This window comes from Glaciecola sp. 1036, assembly GCF_050306235.1.
GTDB lineage: Bacteria > Pseudomonadota > Gammaproteobacteria > Enterobacterales > Alteromonadaceae > Glaciecola.
On record NZ_JBLWFH010000019.1, the window covers coordinates 1 to 23,800 of the forward strand.

Here is a 23,800-nt window from a genome sequence, read left to right on the forward strand (position 1 = left end):
AACTGGGGTGTGTCTATGCAATACCAAATCTTTAAGCTCAGCCAATATCTAAGAGGCTGGATAAACTACTTTGGTATCGCCAGTGGATATCAACGGTGTGTCGAACTCGATCATTGGATCAGACGCAGAGTGAGAATGGCCTACTGGCGACAATGGCGTAAGCCACGAACTAAAGTAAGAAGCTTAATGAAATTAGGTGTGCATGTTCAGGCCGCAGTGGCTTGTGGCTTAACCAGCAAAGGACCATGGCGAAGTGCTAAATCCCCGGGGATCAACCAAGCTTTATCGCTTGATTATTTAGCATCCGAAGGGCTTTATTCGCTACGCGATGGGTGGATCGCACTTCACTATCCTAAGTGAAACGCCCTGTGCGGAGCCGCATGCAGGGTGTTGTGGGGGCTGAGGGTTAGAGACCCTTGGCTACCCGATTATAACTACTTTCCACGTTTGCTTACTACCAATTTGTAGATAAGGCCTATAACTACCAGAGCAACAGACAAAAATACTACACCAGCCAAGTCTTCGCCTTCCATTCTGAAATTGCCAAAACCAATGAATTGATTCTGGCTGTTAGAGCAAGCACCAACACCGAGCCAATTTTGAAGCAGCGTACCACCACAAAGAGTGAACGTGCCTACTGTCTTAATAAACAGTACCAAAACAATAAGCAGTATAAGAGCTACAGATCCCAACTTTTTCATTTGATGTTTCAGTAGTTATAACATCTTATTATAGAGAATTCACAGTAACACGCAGTCATACTCACACTAGAATTCTCTACATAATTTATTGATAACAGTAGCTTACACCTGATTTAGGGCTAGTTTCCAATGATTTATTTGAGTGTTACTGTGAATTCTCAGTAAAAACGCCTCAAAGATTCAAAATATTTACATAAAAACAATGCTTTAACTAACTTTCACCTTAGTTGTATGTAATTATTGAGAATTCTTAATAATCCCAGCTCCTCTTTATACATAACCCCGCCAATGGTAAGGCATTCATTAGCATTTCTTTAGTTTTACAATGCTTTTTACTGAGAATTCTCAGTAATTACATATTGTCAAAATTGGAGATTTTTTATGGCTCAAAGTCCATTTCTGGAAAATGTTCGGAGTATTCTACGAACGAAGCATTATTCAATTCAAACAGAGAAAACATATTTACTCTGGATAAAGCGTTTTATTCTCTTTAATAATAAAAAACACCCTAAAGAACTCGGTGAGCAGGAAGTTACACAATTCCTTACTTATTTAGCTGTTAAACGCCACGTTACCTCTTCAACACAAAACTTGGCGTTATGTGCAATTGTGTTTATGTATAAACATGTTTTTGAGCGAGAGCTAACTCTCTTACCAGATGCTGTGCGAGCACGAGCACCCAAGCGCGTGCCAACTGTCTTAAGTCATGAGGAAGCGGTAAGCATCATCAATCTTATGAGTGACAAGTATCGACTGATGTTCTCTATGCTCTATGGTTGTGGCTTGCGAAAAGCTGAGCTGCTGAAACTGAGAATTAAAGATATCGATTTCCAAAATAAAAGTGTTTTCGTATTCAGAGGAAAAGGCGATAAAGATAGAACGACTATGCTACCTGATATTCTGCATATGGCTATCGAAGATCAGATTGAAAAGGTTCGAGCAATTCATCTAAACGATCTAGCAGAGGGTGGCGGCGAGACTAGCTTACCTTCTGGTTTAGCTAGGAAGTACCCCTACGCTATTAAAGAATTCAAATGGCAATATTTATTCCCATCAACATCGCGATGCCAGCATCCTGTAGATGGGTATTTTTGTCGTCATCACTTGCATTGGACTGCATTAACTAAAGCGTTAAGGGTGGCTGTCAAAAAATCGGGGGTAACTAAGCATGTGACCGCTCATACGTTTCGTCATTCATTTGCGACCCAGCTTTTGTATTCAGGAGCAGACATCAGAACCGTACAGGAATTGCTGGGGCATAATGACCTACGTACAACTCAAATATACACTCACGTTATAGGCCAGCACCATTCTGGTACAAAAAGCCCGTTAGATAGATGAGGTATGGCGGACTAACGTCCGCTATCAGTGAATTCATCTTGTTCAAAGAAGCACTGCTTATTTCCGCTTATCGCTCATAGCTGCCGTTAAAATTGCAATGAGCCAACGGCATAAATCCGACACAAGAGCCGGTCAACAGGAAAGCTCAAGTGCCTCCTATCCGTAAAAGCGAACTGTCAAATAGTTCAATCTTGAATGAGCTGAACTGCCGAAATTTAACCTAAGCTTATTTCTAATTTCGTTTACCAAAAAAATGGGCAGCAAAGCCTTTAACCCTCGTTAATACGGCTTAGGTTTTCCTGAATTTTAAGAGCGATCTTTAGTTGTTGTACTGTTTTGGGATTATCTTGATCGAACTTTAGAGACTGTCGCAAATACTCGATGGCTTGTTCAATATCTTGTTTAAATACACGTAACGCTGCTAGGTAATAATGATTTGCCTGTTCGTTTTTAATGTTTTGAATCTTGGTTTCAATTCTGGTCTTTTCTGCTTCGTCTTCTGCAAAAGCAATGGCTAAATTAAAGGCTTGGATGGCGTCAAGGTATTGAGAGCTTTGTAGGTAATTTTCAGCTAAACCTAAATGAGCAGCAAACGAATAAGATGCGATTTTGGGATGCGTAGGAGAAAGGTTTTTTAACTTCTCAATTTGACTCAATAAAGCATCGAAATCTTGATTTTGTTGCATAATCGAAGCATTTTCTAAGATATTTTGCAACTTTTCATTCTTGCGAGCTTTTTGTTTCTTTTGTCTATAAACTTGGGCAATAGCGCTAGTTTTCTTCTTCGCATTATCCAGCTCTTGTTGCCAGACAAGGCTTGAAAGTTGAGCTTTTATGTCCGCATCATTAGGATCTAACGCCAAAATTTTTAATTTTATTTGTCTTGCTTGGGAATTTTGATGATTAGCTAATTGGCTCAGCTGATCTATTAAATCGCTTTTTTGTTTAGCAATTGACTGGCGTAACAAAGCTATCTTGTGCGCTATTTCGTCGTTGTCAGGATAACCCAGTTGCAATATTTGCCATTGTTGCAATGCGGCGGCTAACTGCCCTTTTTCAAACATTCTTTCTGCTATTATGTAGCGGTTATCTGATTGAACATTGGAACTAATTTGTGAATTTGGGGTGGTGCTCGAGCAAGCACTTAATACACAAATAACTAGGCACAAGATTAAGGTTTTCATTGTAAGTTTGTCGACTCGAACGTATCCAATGCATTCACAAAAGTTTGCATCGAATCACCACCATAAATCATGGTTCTGTTGAGTAAATAGGGGGAAGAAAAAGCAGGATTACTTCCCCGTTGCACGGTAACACCGGTTTGGTAGTTATGCTGCTCTAACACACCAACTAATTCGGCACTAGTATTGCCATATGGATATGCAAAATGCCTTACTTTTTGATGAGTGTTTCGATAAATACGCTGCTGCGCTTGTTCAACTTCGCCTCGAATTCTAGTCTGATAACCCCTAATGTCTTCTCCTGATGGATTTCGGGATAAACTACTGTGTGTCGTTGAATGAGATTCAATTTCTACCAAAGGATGATTCACTAGTGATTTAACATCTTGCCAAGATAAGGCAAGTTTCCCACCGATAAACTCAGGATAAATAAACATTGTTGACGGAAACTGGTACTTTGTAAGCACTGGCAAAGCAATATCTTTAAAACTGCGATAGCCGTCGTCAATGGTGATAACCACTGCATTGTCAGGTAATTCTCGTTGTCCGCGGACAAACTCGCTAGCCTCTTGCAAGCTTATGACCTGATAACCTTTTTCGTGTAGGTACGCCATTTGTTGGGTAAATTCAGCTTCTGTCACCACCATTGGATTACTGCTACTTCTATCCCGAGTAAATTGGTGATAACACAGAATAGGTACCTTTTGATAACCGTCATAGAATACGGATGTCATGTTCTGTGGCGTGCGAGGAATAGCAATAAAACCGCCTGAGCTTAATAAGCTTTCGGGGTTATATCGTTTAATTAAGGAAGCGTACTTAGCACTACCAATAAATTCGAGAGCCAAGCTTTCAAAACTATCGTTTTCTTGCACTTTTACCAAAATAAAGTCTTCATTTTGATTAATAATACGTTGATTGTTTGGCTTAGTTGCACAAGCAGACAACGAGAAAATGCTCAGTAGTAGTGCTACTTTTAGTAGGGACTTCATGAGGTCATTTTCCCTTTGAAACGTCTTGAGATGAGTCTGGATTATCTGACAAGTAAGCAATTACAGTAGCGTCTTCATCTTGATCATCGGCATCATCATTTGGTGCTTCGACAGTGTTAGCTTTCGATTCGCTGTTGTTTTCATCGTCTACAGGAGCAGTTTCAACGGATTCAACTGTTTTAATTACGCTAGAAGATACTATGGTTGCATCTTCAACCTCTTCGCTGACATCGCAAGAACCCTGAGAGACCTCTAACGGTGATGGATTTGATGGCTCGTTTTGTTCTATGTTGATGCCACTTTTTGCAAGTTCATCACTCACTCTTGTGTATTGTGTTTGTATGGCAGAGGCCATTTTGTTAAATGCAATGATTACACGGCCAATTTCGTCTGAACGATTCAAGGAAATTCGGGCATCTAGGTCGCCTTCTTCTAAACGTTTTAAATTCCGCGTGATGGTGCGTAATGGTTTAGAAATCAAGCCACCAAATACAAACATAATAACCGCCACAGCAGATATAGTGATGAGTGCTAAGAAAAACATCAATAAGGCAGTAGTGCTTTTTACCTCTTCTAAACCTTGTTGAGAAATCCCAACAATAATTCGGCCTACTTCTGTGTTTTGAAACAGAATAGGTGTAGTAATGTTGAAAACTTCAGAGCCGTCTTCTAAGGTTGAACTTGTGGTATGAACTTCATTAGATTTACTAATGAAAGTTGCATCTGCATCCTCTATGTAAACTTGGTCAACTAAACCAATATCGCTTGCACCTCTAATAATACCATCTCGGTCGGTGACAATGAGGTAACTGAAAGTATCTCTGCTGGCGGCATCATTAATAAAGGTTTCTAGGGTTATCCAATCTTCACTTAAAAGGGGGATTGCTGTTTCTATGGCGATAAATTTTGCAAAAGACGATCCCGAGTCAACGGCAGATTGTGTCATGGCTTGGGTTTGTTTGTTATAAATTATATTCATGCTTATAAGTAAAACTAAACTGACAATAGCCACTGCGACCAAGGTGAATTTATATTTAAGTGGGATATATTTATGTTGCCTTTGCTCTTCTTTTTGTTCTCGCAGAGCATTCAATTCCGCGATTAATGATTGGGCTAAATTAGCACCTGTTTGAAACCTTTTTTCCGGTGATTTATGCAAAAGTTTTTGCACAATTTGACGAATTCCAACCGGAATAGTCGGGTCTATCGACTTCAGTGTAGGAGGATCTTGCTGGGATATTTGCATCATCAAGGTCCCCATATTTTTAGCATCGAACGCTTTATTGCCGGTCAACATTTCATACAAAATCGCACCGACCGAAAATAAATCTGATCGCCCATCTAATTCATGACCCAGGGCTTGTTCTGGCGACATGTACCTGGGAGTACCCAATACGGAACCGACTTGGGTTTTATGTGCTTCATCATTTTCACTAATTCTAGCAATACCGAAATCAGCTACCTTTACCGTTTCATTGTCTTCTAACAGCATTATGTTGTCGGGCTTTATGTCTCTATGTACAATATTATTACTGTGGGCGTAATCTAAAGCTTTAGCTAATTGGAGTGTAATAGTTAGTGCACGTTCGGGAGTAATCTTATGATTTTCTTCTAAAAGTTTTCCGAGATCAGTGCCTTCAATTAATTCCATCATGATGTAAGGTGCTCCGTCGATTTCACCTACATCGAAAACAGTAACTATAGAGGCATGACTTAAACTACCGGCCGCTTTTGCTTCTCGTAGAAATCGACTGGTATATTCTTCATCAACACAATGCTCTGATTTCAAAATTTTACAGGCAACTGAACGGTTAATTTCAGGATCATAGGCTCGATAAACTATTGCCATAGCACCTTCGCCTATTATCTCTTTAAGCTCATATCGTCCTATTTTTTTATTCAGCATTTTATCCGAATTAGACATTTAATTTCCCTCTTATTTTTTCATGCAAATCATTCATTTTTTGAAGTGAAAAATACCAATAAATAGAGGTCTTTTTTGTGCATGATTTAGTCGATTTTTAAAGGTTTTTATAGTACTATATTTGGATGGTTTTTTCACCGAAAAAAGGACTTTTTTTAACCTTTTTTTGGGGTTTTTAAAGGAACAAAAAATGGCTAAAAACAATTGGGTTTGTGTATCAAAAACAGATATCGGAACAGTCAGAAAAGTCAATGAAGATGCGCTTTTGGATGGTTCTGATTATTGTTTGTGGTGTGTGGCAGATGGCATGGGTGGACATGAAAAAGGAGACCTAGCAAGTAGCCGTATTACTGAGCACCTTTTTTCACTTGTGAAACAAGTAAATTCTGAGTTAAATTTGCAGCTAATTGAACGTTGTGTTCAAGAGATAAATTTTGAATTAATTCAACTTGCAGAGAGGCAACAATCTGTGGTTGGAAGTACAGTGGCAATTTTGTTTATTCAAGATCAAAAAGCGCATTGTATATGGGCGGGTGATAGCCGAATTTATCGCATTCGAAATAATCAACTTTTACGCCTAACACGAGACCATAGTCAAGTGGAAGATATGATAGATGCAGGATTAATTTCACAAGCAGAAGCTGAAACTCATCCGAAAGCCAATGTAATCACTCGAGCGGTAGGTGCTCATGATCAACTGCAACTTGAAATTTGTAGTTATGATATTGAAAAGAATGATCAATTTATATTATGTAGTGACGGATTAAACAAAGTTATGACTGATAAAGAATTATCAACTTTTGTACAGCAAAGTACTTTTGAAGAAGTTGCCGAAGATTTGATTGATATTGCATTACAAAGAAATGCGAGAGATAACGTCACTGTTTTAGTCGTGAAACATAAACTAAATAATGAAAATTCACTTAGATCTACACTGCCATTAGATCGAACGCTTCCGCTACACTCATAGTTTTTCGAAAAACATTTTAATAAAACTATGAGTTAGTTTTCGTCAACAGCCAGAAATTCAAGATAAGTTTGTATGGTAGGCATTCCCTTAAAAAAACGGTATTGCGGTAATATTTTCTCAGATTGACTGCGATGCCAAATACTGATCCCCGCGTAATGTTCAGTTATTACTTTGGACAAACATTCTTGGCTAATCTCACAAATTGAATTTTCTTGTAGCGGTGAAAATTTAAATATTTCATTGGGGCAATTAGGGTCTATATATTCAGCTTTTTTTAACAAAGATTTATTTAATGGTTGGTATAATTTCACTAAAGTCTTCGTGATATCGTCTAAGTTCGTGTGTTCAGTTTCGAGCAAATGCAGTAAATAATCCTCACAATCTAGATGATGAAGTTCTGCAGAAATCGCAAGTTTAAAAATATCTGTGTGTTCCGAAAATTCTCCAACGACAAAAAATGGATAACAACGACCAGCTTTGTCTACACTTGGCATCATTAATCCGGTCAAAGCACTTCGGCTAACTATTCCTGCGTCAATATAGAATCGCCATATCGGTGCGGTAAAATATGCATTTCGCCAACCTTTTTCTAACGTATTTTGCGAATTATCAAAAGCTTGCAAAATCCAATTGTCTAAATAATCAATTATTGCTGGATTAATGTTGCGCTGAATAAAGTCTCCATACGCGGGGAGTTTTCCAAAATAGCCAATTCTCATAATTTAATCCTTGGCTAAATATCGGTTAAACATTGGTAGTTAGCCAATTGGTTTAAAACAAGAGGATTGTCACCATTACTACTTGCGATTTCATAAATTGTTGAAAATCCTTGATGAGTAAAAGTGACTTGCACTTTATTTGATGACAGTTGTTTGATTTCGGAATCTTTAAGTAATTTTGTCAGCGAAAATAAACCTGATTGCCCATATGAAATTTCACTCCCATCTCTGCGAATGAATATAATTTTGCTATCTTTTAGCGGATTTTGTGGCGGCCAATTTACAGTCTTAGGGGTTGGACGACCAAATTGATAGTTCATTAAAGTATCGAATATTTCTAGACGCACTTGAGAAAGAGAAGGATCTAAAAATACTGGGGTAAAAATATATTCTAGACTAGGGGTATTAGGATTCTTAGCAAACAAGTTTTGTTGTAATTCAAAACTTTGTTGAAAAAATACCAGGACTTCCGGAGCAAAATTGAATTTTTCTTGCACACCTGGTAACCATTGCCACCTTAGAGTTTGCGTATTTACTAATTCGGCTAGATGCTGATTGAAAAAGCTAAAAATGGCGCCCTTGCTACTAAATAATTGCGTTATGTCTTGCAAACTAGCATCCGTATTTGCACTTGATGCAAAAGGATATTTGCCATTGGTAATTGCAGAACAAATAGGCGCAACTTGGGTTTTCCATATATTCGCCAACTGATCTTTACGAATTTGGCTTTGCCCACGTTTGATTGCAGATGTAAGTTGTTCGACCCAGCGATTTAACGGAGCGTCTTGAATAAAACCAAAACCCTCTAAAGCGATTAAAGAATTTGTATTGCCGCCATCTTTTCCATTTTGTTGTAAATTAAGTGCAATTTGTACTTCTTGTAGTAGGGCGATCATACGTTGCTCCACAGCTTGACGTTTTTCCTTTTTCATCAATTGGTGAAGTTTCTCAAATCTCGAGCTGACAAAATTTGTGGGGCTTTGCCCGTCCAATGTTGATTTCGCAAAACTAAGGCTTTGATTTAGTTGTTGAGTTGCGGATGTGTTTGGCAATGTTGGAAGGTCGAAGTTAGATAAATCAGTTGCTTTGGCTACACTTTCTAACAGAGTAAACATAGGATTAGAATTTTCAGTTAATATGGGCAGCATTGTCAGTAGACCAGCCAAACTAACATCATTTCTGACAGCAATCGAAGCAAGTAAATTTTGCCATTGATTTGCATAGTCCTGAGCATACATAGATAAAAATTTATTTTTCAAACCCTTGGTATCAATTAAATTGTCAGGACCTAGTACCCAAGCATTTCTCTCTACCTGTTGAACAAAATCTTCTTTGCCTTGTTGCTCAATTTGATCGAACACCTCAGGTGTATAAAGCCTTGAAAGTGTTCTAACTTCGTCTATTGAACTAGTTAAAACACCTCGCCAATCAGGGCCTGCCAACTGCGACATGGAAAGGTAAAAACCTGGTCTAGAGATATAAGTGTCGCGGAATTCTTGATAATAAATATCACTTAGTTCTTGTGATTTTAGTACATCGCGAACATTGGCAACCAAATCGTTATTGACTTGGTCAAATAAAAGCTCACTCTTCGCTAAGGCGTTCAAGTGGGGTATTAAGGCCTGAAATTCTTGACTATTTAACCTGTTGTCTTGATTGGTTTCGGTTAGTAAATATTGGGTCAGATAGGCTTGATCAACAAACTCTGGCTGAGTAAACATTAGGTAAGCTTTTAGCGCTTTGTATTGCTTAACCGGAGAACTGGGGTCTTGCATGTTTGCAATTAATTGGCGTTCTATGTGTGGTAAAACAATCTGTTTTAATAAACGTTCGTAGCTTTCTTGTAGCGCATTATTGATTGAGCTTGCTTGATTCAATCCAAACCCAGCGAGGCTATTAGACTGGGCAGATTTTAATCCTTGAATTTGATTGTTTAACTGCTGTAACGAAGGCAGATTTTCAATCAGTCGATCTACTGGGCTGGAAAATGCCTCTCCCGACAAAGCAAAATCATTTTGCCAACGCTCGACGACCGAATCAGTTTGCTCGATAAACTCAGCATTCAATGCAAAGCTAGTATAAAAAAGCGAGCACAAGCCCATTGAGATTGCTGTAAGTCCAGCCAAAGCAACTTGTTTCAACCGCTTTTTACGATTCTCATAACTGGATAAGGTGCCAAATTGATCTGCTTCTTTAAATACAACTTGTTCCAGCAAGTCTTTTATAAAGTAGCTTCTTTCATCTTTATTCCAGCTCGCGTGACGAGTCAATCTTAAACCAAAATTTTGCGACACATGAGCCATCATGCGGTCTATTGGTGCGCCATTTTGAGTACCGCTGGTAAAGTAGACACCGCGTACTAAGCCTGGAGTGAGTTTGGTTTGAATATTTGATTCTTGAGAACTAAGCTGACAAACAAGGTTTTTAATCGTAGCTTGTAAGGACGCTAATTGATCAGTAAAGGCGTAAATACTTGCTTTTCGCTGAGCGTCTCTCTCAAGGGACATTCGTTGCCATTGTCGGCGAGTGACAGACGCCAATAATTGTGAAAATTTTTGTTCAAACTGATCGTCGATATCTGGTATTTGTTGCTGTGAACCCTGACTTTGTTTTTCAAACGTGAAACCAAAAGCTTGTTCTCTTTCTTTGTGCGAATAGGTGTCGTAAAACTGAGTAAAGCCAGCCAACATGTCAGCTTTAGTCAATAGTAAATACACAGGAAATTGGGTTTTAAAATATTGATTTACTTCGCTAATTCGTTGTTTTAATTGATTAACATGTTGACTTAGCTCATATTCGTTCATGTTCAAAATATCTAACATGCTAATACTTACTAACAATCCACTAATGGGCTTTTTGCGATATCGCTTGATTAAGGATAGAAATTTTTGCCACCCAGAGGCGTCTACTTCTTGGTAGCTGTCTTGAGAGGTATATCGACCAGCGGTGTCTAATAACACCGCATTGTTGCTGATCCACCAGTCACAGTTTTTAGTGCCAGCAATACCATTAAAGTGTTTAGTATTTAATTTATCTGCAAGTGGGAAAGACAAGCCAGAGTTAGACAATAAGGTTGTTTTTCCGCTGCCGGGTGAGCCTATTATCATAAACCAGGGCATTTCAACTAATGAGGTTCGGCCGCCCTTGGTGTGTTTCAACGATTCAAATGCCTGGGTAAATTTATCTTTAAGGGCATGAGACTCAGCATCTATTGCGCTACTGGCATCGTCCTGACCACTCATTGCTTCGACTAATTGGGATTGTTGGCTTTGTAATTTAAGATGCCTGATGTAGCGGTAGAGTGCGTAGCTTGCTATCAATAAGATGCAGATTGCGAGCCGAGTGAAAATGCTTTCAAGTGGCACAAAACCGGCAATCGCAATATAGGGCCCAGCAATTAGTATAATTAAGCTTATAAAAAACAGGCTAAGGGCAGGTTTTACCCAAGGTTTCTGCCAGATTGTTGTTAACTTATCCATGTTATTTACCCGAATCCACAAAGATTAATATTTCAACTCGTCTATTGCGGCTATCTTCTTTATTTGCGGTTAGAGCTTGAGTATCTGCAACACCTCTGGTGGCTGTTTGGAACAAAGGTCTACGGCCTGATTTGAGCCATGCTTCGATAGATTCAGCTCGCTGGCGTGAAATAACCCAATTGGATTCAGCTCGCCCTGTTGAGTCAGTATGACCCACTATCACGACTGAATTGCTATGACCTTCAATGGCACTTAATACCGAGTCAAGGTTAGGTAAAAACGCAGGATCTACGGTTATGCTCCCAGAGCGAAATAGTTGAGGATGAATAAACCTGATAATCACAAAATCAGGTTGCCTTACTAGCTCGACCAATCCTTGCGCTGTGGCACTACCCAAGCGTTGTTGAATATCAGTGAACAGTGCGTTTAGACGATTTTCTCGTGTTTTATTTGGCGAATTAACAATATTAGTTGAAGAATCTGGTGCTGACAGATCGAAAGATTGATCCCAGCCGATAGATTCAATCTTGGCAAACAAAGGAGCGCTTTTTGCGTGTAAATTGGATAAGAATCCAATATAAACGCTAATACAAACAAAGGCCAAGATACTGAATAATAAACTCGGCGGTACGCGTTTTTCGATGCTAGGTTTATTAGCGTCTGGCACTCGCCAACTAGGTGACAACTCTTGACTCACTGGCCGGTGCAAACTAATGGCCTGATGCATCATCATGCAAAGTTGAACGATATCAATTTCGCCGGTAGTAGATAGACGATACTTACCTCTAAAGCCTATGGATAGGCACAAATAACAAAGCTCAATCAAATCGATGTTGCGTTGCGGCTGTTCCATGATTTTATTCACAATCACGAAAAACTTTTCGCCACCAGAGGTTTCATTGTGATATTTGCTTAACAAAGTCTGTCGACTCCAATTACTTTCAATTCCCCAAGGGGTAGTAAGTACTAGCTCGTCGATAAGGCAGCATAAAATATATCTAGCTGTCATTGCTATTTCGGGACTTAGGTTGGCGTTTTGCAAACGAGTTTCAAATTGGTTTATCTGCCCCTCAATCTCGTGTCGTAATTGATCAACGCTATTGTTCGGTTCTAGGGTTCTAAGATTACTCGCCAAATTGATTAACTCTGCGGCGTAGGCGAGTAGCTTATTTTCAGCTTCGAATTCAAATGCCTTATGATCTGTGCTGCTACTTGAAGGTGTTTGATTAAAAACCGATGGTGGCGGTGTTGTATTAGTATCAGTTGTATAATTTGATTGAGTAGAACGACGCCCTCCCGGATTGGGTATTAGCATTGTGCGATCTAAATCGTCATTATCATCAAAATTATTCATACCGCTTAACCTCTAACCGCCCAAAGTTCAAGCACTAGACCAGGAAGATTTGCGCTGACATGGCAAGCTAAACCGCCAGATTGAGTGAGTGTTTGCCAATATTCGCCGCTTTGCACTAACTCAAAATACACAAAGTTACGTTGATAGGGGACTTCTCTAGGGGCTGCAGCCAAATGGGTTAATTGCACCCCAGGTAATTGAAGATTGACTAATTCTTTAATTGATTCGACGGCACCAATTTTAGTTTGAGAAGCAAAATGTTTGATGATTTCATCTGGCGACACATCAGCACTAACAGCCAAGATAAAGCTCGCATTTTGAAATAAGGTTTTATCCGAAATTGTGCCGACTCGAATACCAAACTTGCGCTCTTGTAGCGGAATGTTAATTGAGTTTTGTTCCAGTACGACGCTAAACAGTTGCCTAGCTTCTTCAATGAGAGGTTTAAATACAGCGTTTGGGTCCGCGTGCTGATAGCTTGGAAGCGCGTCCGGCAATTTACTGCTTTTAATAAAAGTACTTAATTCGCATATTAATGTACTTAGCTTTTCAAAAAGATAAAACGGCGTCACGAAGGCTGCAGCCGCTAGGTGATTTACCACAGCAGAATGGCGATTTAACGCTTGTAGCAACATAAATTCGACTAATTCGTTAGCTGTAGATTTACCTGCTACTGAAACCCGTGAGGCTATCGCATGGCTTCTATGAGAAAGCAAGTTTTGCAATTCATCTATAAAGCTACACACATGTTTAGATATTTTAATGTTTATTGATGGAAGTAAATAATCGCTTACGATGGAAACTGCACCATTTGGGCTGACATCTTCAATCTTTGCAATAGGAATACACAAAAACTCACTGTTGTTCTGATTGCTAGTACGTAATGTAAACTGCAATCCCGCGACTTCTAACAGGGTTTTTTTATTTCCAAAACCTGCGATATCACGAGTTTCAAACTCGCTTAGCTTGAATCGCGTTAAATCGGCTTCTTTACGCTGAACTTCTGAATTGTTTTCGCGGCTCAGTGCCACGCAAAGATAAATGATTTGACCGAGGTTTTCTTGGTGAATATCAATCACTGCAGGTGCATGATCACGTTGTGGAAAGCTGAATACTGTGCCGTCCTGCATTATACCCTCAGCCTGAGTCACGCTGAGTTTGCCTGTTTTTAACAAGGCCAAATCAATAACAAAAGAGGTTAATCCCCAATGATCAGGGTTCAGCGTTGTTACCGTACTTTTTAGTTGGGCATCATGATAACGAGTCTGTTGTTGAAAATGTTGCGGTTGCAACATCATGCCTTCAGACCATACTACGCGCTTTTCCCAAGTCATTGCTTATTCCTTTGTTACACGCTGGTTAAAGTTCAGTTGTTCTTACACTGAGGTCATCGATGATGATCTGGACACCGCCGGAACCAAATAAACCCATTGGATCAAGGGAGGACTTTTCAGGCATGCTAACGATAGTGCGCCAATTCACTGCATTGGCACTTCGAAATCCCACAGCAATGCCAATGAATTTAGTAGTTGCAGATACATCTGCGTCTAGACTTTTAGAAGTACCAGGATCAATTAAGTATTCGTTGACTGAGATAAATTCAGCACCCAAAGTGTTTTTGTCTGAATCGAATAAATCTTCATATCTGGCTTTTTCAAAATTCACTCGATTATTAAGTTGGTACACTCGCACCAAAACAGAGGATGCTTGTTGGTTAATATCTGGGTTAATATTCTCTGATGCGATAATTTCATATGAAAAATCACGTGTCTTTTCGCTTGGTTCTGTACTCAAGCAGCCACTCATAAATAGGCTGAAAATAAGTACAACTAAGATACGGTGAAGTGATTGCATAACGTCTCTACTTAGCCTCATTTGAATGATGTTCTTGGATGTATTTTTCATAAGCATCTGAAAAATATTGCGAAAGCAGGTCGTTTAAATTTTCATTTACCTGCTTTTTTAAACGCTCTTGCTGCGCCTTAAAGGCTTTCCACTTTGCTGCGTTTTTGTTGATGTCTATTAATGACGTTGGTTGATTCTCAGCTAAAGCCTCGATTCTGGTTGGATTCATCCGTTCTACCATGCCTTCAAGACAGGCCTGTAGACCGCTTAAAAATGCCATTTGATGAATCTGAATGTCGTTTAATGCTTCGCTATAAGAAGACTGTGCTGACATGTAACCAGGCTTTTTCTTCACTAATAACATTTCAAGGGTGTCAGTAGGATCTAACGAGAACTTTATGGGGTTATTTGACTGAGGTTTTATCATAGTCAAATTAAGTCGAGATTCTTGTTTGAACAAGGAACGGCCAGCGAGTAAAGCCATAATGCCTTGAGTGCTGGTGAGCAAGATAGAAACCAAATCATCTGCAAAGGTGTGTTTATCAACACTATGTTTGTATTCTTTAGGCAACCCTAATGCTCGATATAAATAATCAAAGAAATCATCGCTCTGATTTTCTAGGGTTTTGTTGTGGGTCTTCTCAGGTGCAGCTTTATCTGAGTTATTCGACGTAAGTTGTTTTGTCACTTCAGGTGCGATTTCCACCTTAGCTTCAACTGCGTGCTCAGACTGCTGCGAAGGTTCGAAATTAGCACTGCGCGAAGTTTGCATTGGCGAATCATCATGGTCCGATTCAGAGGGCGCTAGATCTAAAAAATCCCAATCGTCAGGTATGGTCTGTTGATAATTTGAAGCTTGTTTTTGCTCTTGGCCTTTTTCTGAATTATCGAACTGTGCCTCAAAAACGTCTTGCTGAGATTGACTTGATTGCTCTTCAGCGGGAGTGTTGTTCAGAATATCAAACAAACCAACAGCACTGTCATTGTCTTGCGCGTTATTATTTTGATCATAGCCAGTTGAAGGCGCTTGCTGTTGATGATAATTGTAATTTGAACTTACCCTAGGATAGGCATCAGCCGCTTTTTCCAATTCAATATCGCTGATTAAAATACGAAACTTACCCAAGGTAATGATATCGTTAGTTTCAACAACCTTACTGTTACCTTTACCAATGGCGTCTTGACTACCGTTTACAAATACCCCATTACTGCTTAAATCGTTGATATAAAATTGATTTTCTCGGAAAGAAATCAGCATATGTTTATTAGAGATAAAGCGGTCATTATCGAGCAATACCCAATCACAATCTCTCGAGCGACCGACAGTAGCCCCCGTATGCGAAACCGTAAAAACGGAGCGCTCATTGAGTGCGTTTCCCTCTAACAATGTGAGTTGCAAACTCGCCATAAAATCTCACCAAAATTCAATAAAAATAATCACTTAACCAGTTTATTTGCATGTTTAATGCTGATTAAGTCGTGTATTACTGAGGATTACGCGGAAAAAATTGGAAAGTTGCAGCAAGGTTGAAATATTTAGCTTACTTGAGTTTTTGTTGCCCCAGGTTTGGTAATGGATATTGAGCCGCCCCAAGCACAAATGCATTTTGAGTTTTGAGTCAAACAGGGAAGTCCACCTAGGGTGGATTTTTTAGCGCCGGGCTGCCATGGACCTGGTAAAACGGGAATACATGGCATGGGCGTTAAAACGCCCATGGCCGCCGAAGTGGCTGCAGCGACTTGTGGATTAGCCATTGAGCGGCACATTCCGAAGGGCGGGATATTTACCATAGGAATTTTGTCCATGATAGTTGCCGCCGGCATACCTTCAACCAAAACTCGCTTTAACGGCGGAACTATGAGGGTACTGGGTGCTAATCCTTGTGAACACATTAAATTAGCTCCCATGGTAACTTGAAGTGGCATACTAGACCTCGTTAGATACTGGTTTGATTGACGTTATGGGCGTAAAGTTTGCTACCCATTTGGCTAGCGACTTTAGCTGCCTCCTCAAGTTGCACATCGCTAAAATTCTTTAGCGGATGAGGAGTAAAACTAAAAGCTTGATGACAGATTTGGCTAATTGCTAATACAGCAAGATCACAAACTCGCAGTTCTTTGGGAGTTCCTGGTATAGAGGGCTCAAGCGCATGTAAGCATTTTTTATTTTGCAGCAATTGGCGCAAGGTTGGAAGCAACCACGGTTGTCGAATATAGTCGATTAGGGACATTACACTGGCTAATTGCTGTAGACTACTGTGCAAGGAATTTACATAGGCTGAAAATTGCTGTCTTCGTCGCTTATCGCCAGCTTTTGCTAATGCCGTTACAGCATGTAACGCCAAGTTTTCTCCATGTTCAATGCTGCAATATTGCTGCATTATTTGACGTTCGTTTAGGTGTTGGGCGTCGGGTGTATTTTCTAGTTTAGTTCCCAACATAAGAAGTACGCTAATTTTTGCCGATTCGAAATGCAACTTTTCCAGTAAAGCAGCTAAAATTGTGCTGGAAACTTGGCTTTGATGTTTTTCTATAATCGATAACCCAGTGTGTACGATATTGATATCCTGTTCTTCTAACGCTGCAAAAACGATGTTGTAGCTATCTTGAAGATCAAAATTTTGTAAGATTCTGAGGGCATCCATGCGAATGCTGGTTTGGGAATGTTGGGTGAGCGCGGCTAATTCTGCAATAGCAGGCTTTCCCATGCTTATTGCGATGTCAGCTGCAAAAGGCTGTTTGGAAATAATCGCTTGGCTAAGTTGAACTGTCATAGGTTTCACATTCCGATGTTGATGTAATTATGAGTACAAGTACTTAAAGCCTTTACTGATGTAACGTCGAGCAGCAATCAGTGGCCCTGAAGTTTGGACATTCATAGGCGTTTTTAATGGAATAAAAGCACCTCTGTAAGCTTGCTCTTGCGCATTTAGCCCATAGCCTAAATCTTTTGGCACCAAGGTTTTGTTTTCATTATTCGTAATAACGACTGGATTTTGGGGATACATCAGATTGCCCATAGACCAGGTATCAGCCATTGAAGCGGCGCCTTTTAGTGTTTTTAGGCTAAAAAATTGACCGATGGCATGGGCGATGTTGTTCGAAAATTGGTTTACATCTAGCGTCCGCGCATGAGTATTAATATTCAAAGGGACAAATATCCCAGGATGATTAAGGCCAATAAGCTTATGAGCTTGTGCGTTGATACAGTAATCTTTATTGCCTTCAACACACTGTAGAAAATAGATATTTATTCTTTCAGCCTCCCATCTTAGAGAGGTTATTTGATTCATTTCGTTAAGTTCAGCGTTACAAGCCATTAAATTAGCTTGATGTAAATTCGCTTTTATTGCTGTAGGTTTGGCTAGAAGTAAATGTATTCCAGCATGATGCCAAATGGCCTGTACTTGTTTAAACAGGCTCTGCATTTCAAGGTGCGGTATTTCGCCAGCGTTGCCAGTTTTGCTGTCTATTTGCACTATATGAGGCTGTATTTTTACAATAAGGCTTTGCATCACGCAAACCAGCAGATTAGCAATAACAGGCCCGCTTTCGCTGCCAAATCGTACTTGTAAATTACACTGAAGCATGTGCTTGCCTTGAGTACTTTTAGTTCTCAGCTGAATAGGTACGGTGGGAGCGGGTTTACATGGATTGGCTGATACTACTTCCAATAAGTTTGGTTCTGTAGAAATTACGAACAGAGGTGCTTGTAATCCAATATTATCGCGAACTAAGTTTATCGTACCTTGGCTATTTTCCGATAAGCTCAATGCTGCACACGCCAAGCCTTGAGAACTAATATTTTCTAGTCCAGCTATTCGGCCCCTAAATCCATAATTATCAACTTCGGGATATTGGGCATCCGCAGGGCCTTTAATCCCTCGTTCAAAATGCACGGGTACCAAACGAATGCTATCTTTGATGGACAATTGGATTTTCAAACCTAGTCCTCCGACTCAAGCATCTGTTTGGTTTTGTCACAGACTTCACCCGTTGGCGTAATATCATGATCTGCTTGGAAGCTAAGTAGAGCGCTACCACAGCTTTCATCCCATACGGAACTCTTGGTATTTGACAAATAACCTAGTCGCTGTAAGCGTTGCTGAATACCAACTAGAGTGTGTATAGATGCCATACTTGGCAAACTGTTAAGTTCATAGATTGTGCCAAGAACATCCAGTTCTGCTTTATGTCCTGCTGCAACCAAAAGCTCAAGGCTTCCGTCTGAATTTAATTGTCCTGATTGAGCAAATTCTTGGTTAATACGTAATGTATATTCAATATCAGCGCTAGAATCGGTGGCAGATAAACTCGATATATGTCGAGATTGGGCATCACCCCAATGACCGGGATGGGTTTGAAAATGTAGTTTAAAACGATGGAATACCAAGGTATTGACATTGCTTATACTACCGCTAGAACGAGCAACTTTAGCCATTTTTAAAATCCTTTTTAGCTGCCACGAGCAAATTATTATCCATATTAAAATCCATAAATCTCGAGTAATGCATTGAAAAAATGCTCATCGAGGTTGCTATCAGGGTTTAACCCTTGGCTTGTTTTGAACGAACAAATTGCATCCTGAGTTGACTGGTCTATTTCTCCTGCTTCATTAGCACAATAAAATCCCAAGTTGTTTAATCTGGCTTGAGCACCAATAATTGAATCATGGGGCGGCAGAGCGCCAAATTCCAAAGGCCATGTCAACGTATTCTTTTTTACACTGTCTAGAAAAATGCGCAAAATTCCGGTTTTTGCGGATGCGTCAATATTTACCTTTATCTCCCCAATAGAATTGGTAAGACCATTAATGGTTTGGTTTTTTATTTCTATCTCAAAAGGTTTATTTGCCAACGGGTTACCTAAATTATCTTGAATCAGAGTCTTAAATTGAGTGACTTGACCTTTAACAGTAATCTGTACTTTTCCACTTTTATCAATAGGCATAGACTTTGGTTTTTTTTCTGGTAAGAAAACCACGTCTCCGGTTTGCAACAAGTGCATATTAGGCCGCAAATTGCGTAACTTTTCATTTGCCTGATTTTGGTAAATGCTAGTTGGATCTTTGTAGCCAAACTGCTTTGCTAAACTTGCGCAGCAGTCGCCTGATTTGACGATCACTTTATGCATTGCACATAACCCCTAATGAACACCTAATACATTGCCAAATTACCATGCGTCTGCCTCCAAATTTGGCAATGTGATAGAACATTCGTCTGTGTCTAAAGCGGGTAAAAATGCTTGTCCTTTTTCATCCGTAGTCCCTTTAATGCATCGACCGTCAGGTAATACGACTTCATACACTTGCCCACACAGGGGGTGCCCAGCTTGGTCTTGTACTAGGATTGATATTGGTGTTGCCTTAGATGTGCCATCACTGGATGATTTTTCATTTTGTTTTGGCATTTTTAAAGACGGTATTGCTGCACCTGTGACCAAGGTTTCTGCTGTCGTTAGCGATGTCTTTGATTGTTGGGTGTTAATTAGCGCATTCAAAGATTCAATGTTTGCATTGGTCTCTGCTTGTGCTGTTTCATCGTTAGCGCCGACATTATTAAATTGCTCTGAAGATTGGGTAGCGAGCAGTTCTGCTTGCGCGCTTTTTGAATTAGCCACTATCAGCAATTGCTCAGGCGTTACTGCAGCATCGGTTAACTGTTCGTAAGATACTTCCGTTGCCGCTATAACCTGTTCTGGCGACGCACTGGCTAAGGTTGAAAGCTGAGCTTGAGTTATGCCTATAGCTTCTAATTTTTCAGGCGAAACGTTAGCGCTTATCTGCATTTGCTCAGGACTAAGCTTGATTAAACTGGCAAACGCTGAAGCGTTAATTCCCAAAGCAGCTAAATGCTGAGGTGTAATATCCAATCCCGCTGTTAATTGAGACGGTGACATGCCGCGCATGTTGTTAATTTGCTCAGGGGATATTCCAACGTTAGATAATTTTTCACTGAGTGCTGCGGTGGATAATACTTCTTCATTTAATGCTAAATCCTGCATGCCTTTGGCAAATAAGGCTTGCTGCGCACTTAGCTCTAAATCCACAGCAGGTATTTCCAAATTGGGAACAGTAGGTGCGGTGGTAGACGCCAGTGCTAGTAGCTCTTCAGGATTAACTTGTGTCAGTTTGGCGCTACCGTATTTACCTATCTTTTGCGCAATCTGTTGCGCTTTATTTTCCAAGGCTTGCTTTAAAATATGACTATCAGCATCAAACACTTGCTCTGGAAAAGCAGGTAATATGGTTTTAATCAATTGTCCTGTTTTAGCTTGCATGATTATCGATGTCCATTTTTAGTTAATTTTTACCGTTGCGCCTTTAATGCTAACTGGGCCGCCCGCTTTGATATCGGCAGCACTACTGGCTTTAGCGCTCAGTTTGCCTTTGGCATCTAAACTTATATTGCCCGATGTACTAATGCTGATCCCGCCCCTTTCAATGGCAATAAAAGAGTTACCCACTTTCAATGTGATATTGCTGCTAGCCTCTAAGCAGATATTTTTTGCTTTTAAATAACTGTCTTTGTCCGAATTAATCGACAGATTCCCCGCATAGTCATAACTTCCATTGCTCCCAACACTCAAAGAAATAGACTGGCCAACTTCTTTGGCTTCCTTACCTTCAATCGAAAGATTGAAGTCTTTACCCACTTTCTGGGTACTATCGCCATCAATACTGTCAAATCTATTATTATGAACCTTGGAATGTTGATTTTTCTTAACCGTCAGATGGCGATCGCCACCAACGGTTTCAAAACAATCTTGAGTTATGGAGATGTCTTGATTCTTAGCTGCATGAATAAATAATTGTTCATCGCCTTTTTTATCCTCAAAGCGAATCTCACTAAACGTACCTGCATTGCCAGTAGTGCGAGAGCGAAAACCTGACATTGTGGAATGCTGCGGTAGAGGATAAGGAGGTAAGTTACTGCCATTGTAAATACAGGCCACAACTATGGGTTGATTGGGATCTCCTTGTAAAAAGTCTACAAGAACTTCTTGCCCAACTCTGGGAATATACACACTTCCCCAATTTTTACCGGCCATGGATTGTGCAACACGAATCCAGCAAGAACTGTTTTCATTGCCTTTAGTGTACTGATCCCAATGAAACTGAACTTTGATTCTGCCGTATTTATCGGTCCAGATTTCTTCTTTGTTTTTACCCACTACAGTAGCCGTTTGTGGGCCGCGCATAATTGGCGAAGGTATTGTTACTGGTGGCCTAAAGCTTAAACGGGCGGGCATGGCAGTTGCGGAAAATTCGAATAATGAGTGCTGATTAAGCTCATCTTGCTCAAACAACTCATCCGAACGAATAACACACTCGATGCTAGTCACTAAATGCTGCGCATTTTGGTCTTCTCGCATATGGTCTTTTAAAGTAAATTTGACCCCAGATTCAAGGGTTCGTATGTCGCCGGAAAACCAAGTTTGCGAAAACGATGTATTTTCCCTTTCCATTAGAACTTTACTGTAGTGTTCACCAGTTTTACGTTCGTTGTAACCTAGTTGATATTCCGAGCGTTCAAAATGGGACAGTTGCTTTACTTTAGGATCCTTAGTGCTGGCTTGTAGATTTTTATTCGGCAATTCAAAATCATAACTGGAAAGGCTAAAGCTACCGCTTTTTACTTGTTGCTTATTTTCCCACTGCTTTATGCCTTCTACGCCAAGGTGTTTGTTCTGCTCAACCAATTCAAAATATGGAATCTTGCCTATGTCTTGTAGTCGGGCGTTATCGTCATGCAGAATAAGGCTATGTTTACTTTTTGTGTGGGAAAACGTGTAGAAAATACCTTCTTGTTGCATGATGCGGCTAATAAAATCAAAGTCTGTTTCGCCAAATTGCACCACATAATCTTGTTTAGCATATTTCTGCGAAAGCTTGTCTTCGTAGTCTGAAAAGCCCAATTCGTCAAATACAGTTTTTATGATCTCGGGATAGGATTTTTGTTGAAAAATACGGCACTTTTTACTCAGATTTAATAAATAAATCCAAGGTCTTATGACAGCAACATAGGCTGCGTTTTGTTTGATGTTCTCTTTTTGCTCAAAGGATGTAACAACGCCATTGATGTGACGTGTATGCTTTTCTGTTTCTAAGTGAACAGTCAGTGTTTTGCCTAATATATCGGTGAAATTTAACGACTCGTCGTTGCTCACCATTTCAACTTCTAGGGTGAAAGGTTGACCTAAGGCTTCTTTAAATTTTGCTTGGCGGAGCACTAAAGTATCGTCTCGCAACGGCGTACTCATACTGACAAGTCTTTTTTGAACGGGCATTTTCTCACCAACAATAAGAATTGATTCTCTTTTTCTACCCTTACGACGCAAGCTCAACTTATGTTGCACCTGATGATGAGTTTTTTACTAACTGATGAAGTTCTCGATTTACTAGAGGTTGCAAGTTCAGATGAATTTGTGTTGTATAGGTTTGCTGGATAATGTGAAGAAGATCGCTGTTTTAGGGAATTAAAACAAATTAGGGCAATAGCCCATAAAAGAAAGGGAAATAGTAATTTGAAAAAGTATATCACCATAGGTCTATTGCTTATTTTAGCAACCTATAGCTTATGGCAAATCAGTAGATCGACAAGCTTCCAACTGTTTGGGGAAATTGTGGCAAGCGTCGATACAACTGAAAAGATTGTTGCGATAACCTTTGATGATGGGCCGTGGAATATAAAATACACCACAGATGTGATTCAAACCCTTGATAGCTTAAATGTTAAGGCGACATTTTTCTTGAACGGCAGAGGCATTGAACAGAATTTTGATGCGGCTAAAAATTTGGTGTTAGCGGGACATCAAATTGGTAATCATGGATACTCGCACCAACGCCTTGTGTTCAAAGGTTTTGATACGGTAAAAAATGAAATTGAAAGTACAAATGCATTAATACGCGAAATTGGCTATGAGAATGACATCTACTTTCGACCACCATACGGTAGCAAATTGTTTGTTTTGCCTTACTATCTAAAACAACATGACATCACAACAGTTACTTGGGATCTGGCGCCAGAAACATTCGATGGGGCTGGTCAAACGAGTTCCTATATATCTAACACTGTGATTGAGAACGCAGTACCAGGTTCAATTATTCTTTTGCATGTCCTTGGTAGTGGAAACTCTCAGGCTCGAGAAGCACTTAAACCTATAGTTGAGGGGCTTAGAGCAAAAGGTTTTCGATTTGTGACGCTAAGTGAATTACTGGGCAAAAAGACATCTTCGACAGTTAGTTGACGCTATTTTCAAAATCCTCAATTTGTTTCTTAAATAAAAAAACTA

At 39.8% G+C, this 23,800-nt stretch carries 21 protein-coding genes; 4 read left to right on the forward strand and 17 right to left on the reverse strand.

Annotated features, from left to right (window positions below; all coding sequences use genetic code 11):
- On the forward strand, positions 1–360 hold a 360-nt coding region (locus ACNKW3_RS18265), incomplete at its 5' end, for a group II intron maturase-specific domain-containing protein (RefSeq protein ID WP_427400774.1).
- Positions 361–434: 74 nt separating this feature from the next.
- Here the strand turns inward: ACNKW3_RS18265 and ACNKW3_RS18270 are convergent.
- A complete protein-coding gene (locus ACNKW3_RS18270) occupies positions 435–701 on the reverse strand; it encodes a hypothetical protein (protein WP_427400775.1) in 267 nt (88 codons plus the stop codon).
- Between the two features lie 381 nt (positions 702–1,082).
- Here ACNKW3_RS18270 and ACNKW3_RS18275 point away from each other — a divergent pair, with 381 nt between their 5' ends.
- Complete coding sequence (locus tag ACNKW3_RS18275; protein WP_427400776.1) at positions 1,083–2,042, forward strand: integron integrase; 960 nt, start codon at positions 1,083–1,085, stop codon at positions 2,040–2,042.
- A gap of 269 nt (positions 2,043–2,311) precedes the next feature.
- Here the strand turns inward: ACNKW3_RS18275 and ACNKW3_RS18280 are convergent, their stop codons facing one another.
- From ACNKW3_RS18280 to ACNKW3_RS18290, 3 genes are all read right to left on the reverse strand, one after another.
- A complete protein-coding gene (locus ACNKW3_RS18280; RefSeq protein ID WP_427400777.1) occupies positions 2,312–3,106 on the reverse strand; it encodes a hypothetical protein in 795 nt (264 codons plus the stop codon).
- Positions 3,107–3,222: 116 nt separating this feature from the next.
- Positions 3,223–4,215 (reverse strand): polysaccharide deacetylase family protein, encoded by a 993-nt coding sequence (locus ACNKW3_RS18285; protein WP_427400778.1) that lies wholly within the window; start codon positions 4,213–4,215, stop codon positions 3,223–3,225.
- Between the two features lie 4 nt (positions 4,216–4,219).
- Positions 4,220–6,139 carry a protein kinase domain-containing protein gene (locus ACNKW3_RS18290; protein WP_427400779.1) on the reverse strand — a complete coding sequence of 640 codons (1,920 nt, stop codon included), beginning with the start codon at positions 6,137–6,139 and terminating at the stop codon, positions 4,220–4,222.
- 190 nt (positions 6,140–6,329) lie between these two features.
- On the opposite strand from ACNKW3_RS18290, the gene ACNKW3_RS18295 reads away from it, so the two are divergent.
- On the forward strand, positions 6,330–7,109 hold the full coding sequence (locus ACNKW3_RS18295) for a PP2C family protein-serine/threonine phosphatase (RefSeq protein WP_427400780.1): 780 nt from the start codon (positions 6,330–6,332) through the stop codon (positions 7,107–7,109).
- 32 nt (positions 7,110–7,141) lie between these two features.
- Here ACNKW3_RS18295 and tagF read toward each other — a convergent pair whose 3' ends face one another.
- The 13 genes from tagF to ACNKW3_RS18360 form a co-directional block, all read right to left on the reverse strand.
- Positions 7,142–7,828, reverse strand: coding sequence for a type VI secretion system-associated protein TagF (gene tagF / locus ACNKW3_RS18300; RefSeq protein WP_427400781.1), 687 nt, complete (start codon positions 7,826–7,828; stop codon positions 7,142–7,144).
- A gap of 14 nt (positions 7,829–7,842) precedes the next feature.
- Positions 7,843–11,307 carry a type VI secretion system membrane subunit TssM gene (gene tssM, locus ACNKW3_RS18305; RefSeq protein ID WP_427400782.1) on the reverse strand — a complete coding sequence of 1,155 codons (3,465 nt, stop codon included), beginning with the start codon at positions 11,305–11,307 and terminating at the stop codon, positions 7,843–7,845.
- 1 nt (position 11,308) lies between these two features.
- Positions 11,309–12,661, reverse strand: a complete 1,353-nt coding sequence (gene icmH, locus ACNKW3_RS18310; protein WP_427400783.1) for a type IVB secretion system protein IcmH/DotU — start codon at positions 12,659–12,661, stop codon at positions 11,309–11,311.
- A 5-nt stretch (positions 12,662–12,666) separates the two neighbouring features.
- Positions 12,667–13,995: a type VI secretion system baseplate subunit TssK gene (gene tssK, locus ACNKW3_RS18315; RefSeq protein WP_427400784.1), complete on the reverse strand. Its 1,329-nt coding sequence runs from the start codon at positions 13,993–13,995 to the stop codon at positions 12,667–12,669.
- Between the two features lie 25 nt (positions 13,996–14,020).
- Complete coding sequence (tssJ, locus tag ACNKW3_RS18320) at positions 14,021–14,515, reverse strand: type VI secretion system lipoprotein TssJ (RefSeq protein ID WP_427400785.1); 495 nt, start codon at positions 14,513–14,515, stop codon at positions 14,021–14,023.
- 7 nt (positions 14,516–14,522) lie between these two features.
- Positions 14,523–15,914 (reverse strand): type VI secretion system-associated FHA domain protein TagH, encoded by a 1,392-nt coding sequence (gene tagH, locus ACNKW3_RS18325; protein ID WP_427400786.1) that lies wholly within the window; start codon positions 15,912–15,914, stop codon positions 14,523–14,525.
- Positions 15,915–16,042: 128 nt separating this feature from the next.
- Positions 16,043–16,432, reverse strand: a complete 390-nt coding sequence (locus tag ACNKW3_RS18330) for a DUF4280 domain-containing protein (protein WP_427400787.1) — start codon at positions 16,430–16,432, stop codon at positions 16,043–16,045.
- Between the two features lie 11 nt (positions 16,433–16,443).
- Positions 16,444–17,280: a hypothetical protein gene (locus ACNKW3_RS18335; RefSeq protein WP_427400788.1), complete on the reverse strand. Its 837-nt coding sequence runs from the start codon at positions 17,278–17,280 to the stop codon at positions 16,444–16,446.
- Between the two features lie 27 nt (positions 17,281–17,307).
- Positions 17,308–18,450: a hypothetical protein gene (locus ACNKW3_RS18340; protein WP_427400789.1), complete on the reverse strand. Its 1,143-nt coding sequence runs from the start codon at positions 18,448–18,450 to the stop codon at positions 17,308–17,310.
- A 2-nt stretch (positions 18,451–18,452) separates the two neighbouring features.
- Complete coding sequence (locus ACNKW3_RS18345; RefSeq protein ID WP_427400790.1) at positions 18,453–18,947, reverse strand: peptidoglycan-binding domain-containing protein; 495 nt, start codon at positions 18,945–18,947, stop codon at positions 18,453–18,455.
- Between the two features lie 44 nt (positions 18,948–18,991).
- Positions 18,992–19,639 carry a peptidoglycan-binding domain-containing protein gene (locus tag ACNKW3_RS18350; protein WP_427400791.1) on the reverse strand — a complete coding sequence of 216 codons (648 nt, stop codon included), beginning with the start codon at positions 19,637–19,639 and terminating at the stop codon, positions 18,992–18,994.
- A 39-nt stretch (positions 19,640–19,678) separates the two neighbouring features.
- Entirely contained in the window at positions 19,679–20,785 is a 1,107-nt protein-coding gene (locus ACNKW3_RS18355; RefSeq protein WP_427400792.1) for a hypothetical protein, read from the reverse strand.
- 18 nt (positions 20,786–20,803) lie between these two features.
- Complete coding sequence (locus ACNKW3_RS18360; RefSeq protein ID WP_427400793.1) at positions 20,804–22,795, reverse strand: type VI secretion system Vgr family protein; 1,992 nt, start codon at positions 22,793–22,795, stop codon at positions 20,804–20,806.
- Positions 22,796–23,032: 237 nt separating this feature from the next.
- Between ACNKW3_RS18360 and ACNKW3_RS18365 the strand changes: the two genes are divergently transcribed.
- Entirely contained in the window at positions 23,033–23,755 is a 723-nt protein-coding gene (locus ACNKW3_RS18365) for a polysaccharide deacetylase family protein (RefSeq protein ID WP_427400794.1), read from the forward strand.
- Positions 23,756–23,800: the final 45 nt, after the last annotated feature.

What these genes read in the sequence shown, in the direction of transcription:
- tagF (WP_427400781.1), bottom strand. Translation starts at nt 7,828, where the DNA reads ATGAGAATTGGCTATTTTGGAAAACTCCCCGCGTATGGAGACTTTATT.
- ACNKW3_RS18355 (WP_427400792.1), bottom strand. Translation starts at nt 20,785, where the DNA reads ATGCAAGCTAAAACAGGACAATTGATTAAAACCATATTACCTGCTTTT.
- ACNKW3_RS18270 (WP_427400775.1), bottom strand. Translation starts at nt 701, where the DNA reads ATGAAAAAGTTGGGATCTGTAGCTCTTATACTGCTTATTGTTTTGGTA.
- ACNKW3_RS18335 (WP_427400788.1), bottom strand. Translation starts at nt 17,280, where the DNA reads ATGACAGTTCAACTTAGCCAAGCGATTATTTCCAAACAGCCTTTTGCA.
- icmH (WP_427400783.1), bottom strand. Translation starts at nt 12,661, where the DNA reads ATGAATAATTTTGATGATAATGACGATTTAGATCGCACAATGCTAATA.
- tssM (WP_427400782.1), bottom strand. Translation starts at nt 11,307, where the DNA reads ATGGATAAGTTAACAACAATCTGGCAGAAACCTTGGGTAAAACCTGCC.
- tagH (WP_427400786.1), bottom strand. Translation starts at nt 15,914, where the DNA reads ATGGCGAGTTTGCAACTCACATTGTTAGAGGGAAACGCACTCAATGAG.
- ACNKW3_RS18295 (WP_427400780.1), top strand. Translation starts at nt 6,330, where the DNA reads ATGGCTAAAAACAATTGGGTTTGTGTATCAAAAACAGATATCGGAACA.
- ACNKW3_RS18345 (WP_427400790.1), bottom strand. Translation starts at nt 18,947, where the DNA reads ATGGCTAAAGTTGCTCGTTCTAGCGGTAGTATAAGCAATGTCAATACC.
- ACNKW3_RS18360 (WP_427400793.1), bottom strand. Translation starts at nt 22,795, where the DNA reads ATGCCCGTTCAAAAAAGACTTGTCAGTATGAGTACGCCGTTGCGAGAC.
- tssK (WP_427400784.1), bottom strand. Translation starts at nt 13,995, where the DNA reads ATGACTTGGGAAAAGCGCGTAGTATGGTCTGAAGGCATGATGTTGCAA.
- ACNKW3_RS18280 (WP_427400777.1), bottom strand. Translation starts at nt 3,106, where the DNA reads ATGTTTGAAAAAGGGCAGTTAGCCGCCGCATTGCAACAATGGCAAATA.
- tssJ (WP_427400785.1), bottom strand. Translation starts at nt 14,515, where the DNA reads ATGCAATCACTTCACCGTATCTTAGTTGTACTTATTTTCAGCCTATTT.
- ACNKW3_RS18330 (WP_427400787.1), bottom strand. Translation starts at nt 16,432, where the DNA reads ATGCCACTTCAAGTTACCATGGGAGCTAATTTAATGTGTTCACAAGGA.
- ACNKW3_RS18290 (WP_427400779.1), bottom strand. Translation starts at nt 6,139, where the DNA reads ATGTCTAATTCGGATAAAATGCTGAATAAAAAAATAGGACGATATGAG.
- ACNKW3_RS18275 (WP_427400776.1), top strand. Translation starts at nt 1,083, where the DNA reads ATGGCTCAAAGTCCATTTCTGGAAAATGTTCGGAGTATTCTACGAACG.
- ACNKW3_RS18285 (WP_427400778.1), bottom strand. Translation starts at nt 4,215, where the DNA reads ATGAAGTCCCTACTAAAAGTAGCACTACTACTGAGCATTTTCTCGTTG.
- ACNKW3_RS18350 (WP_427400791.1), bottom strand. Translation starts at nt 19,639, where the DNA reads ATGCATAAAGTGATCGTCAAATCAGGCGACTGCTGCGCAAGTTTAGCA.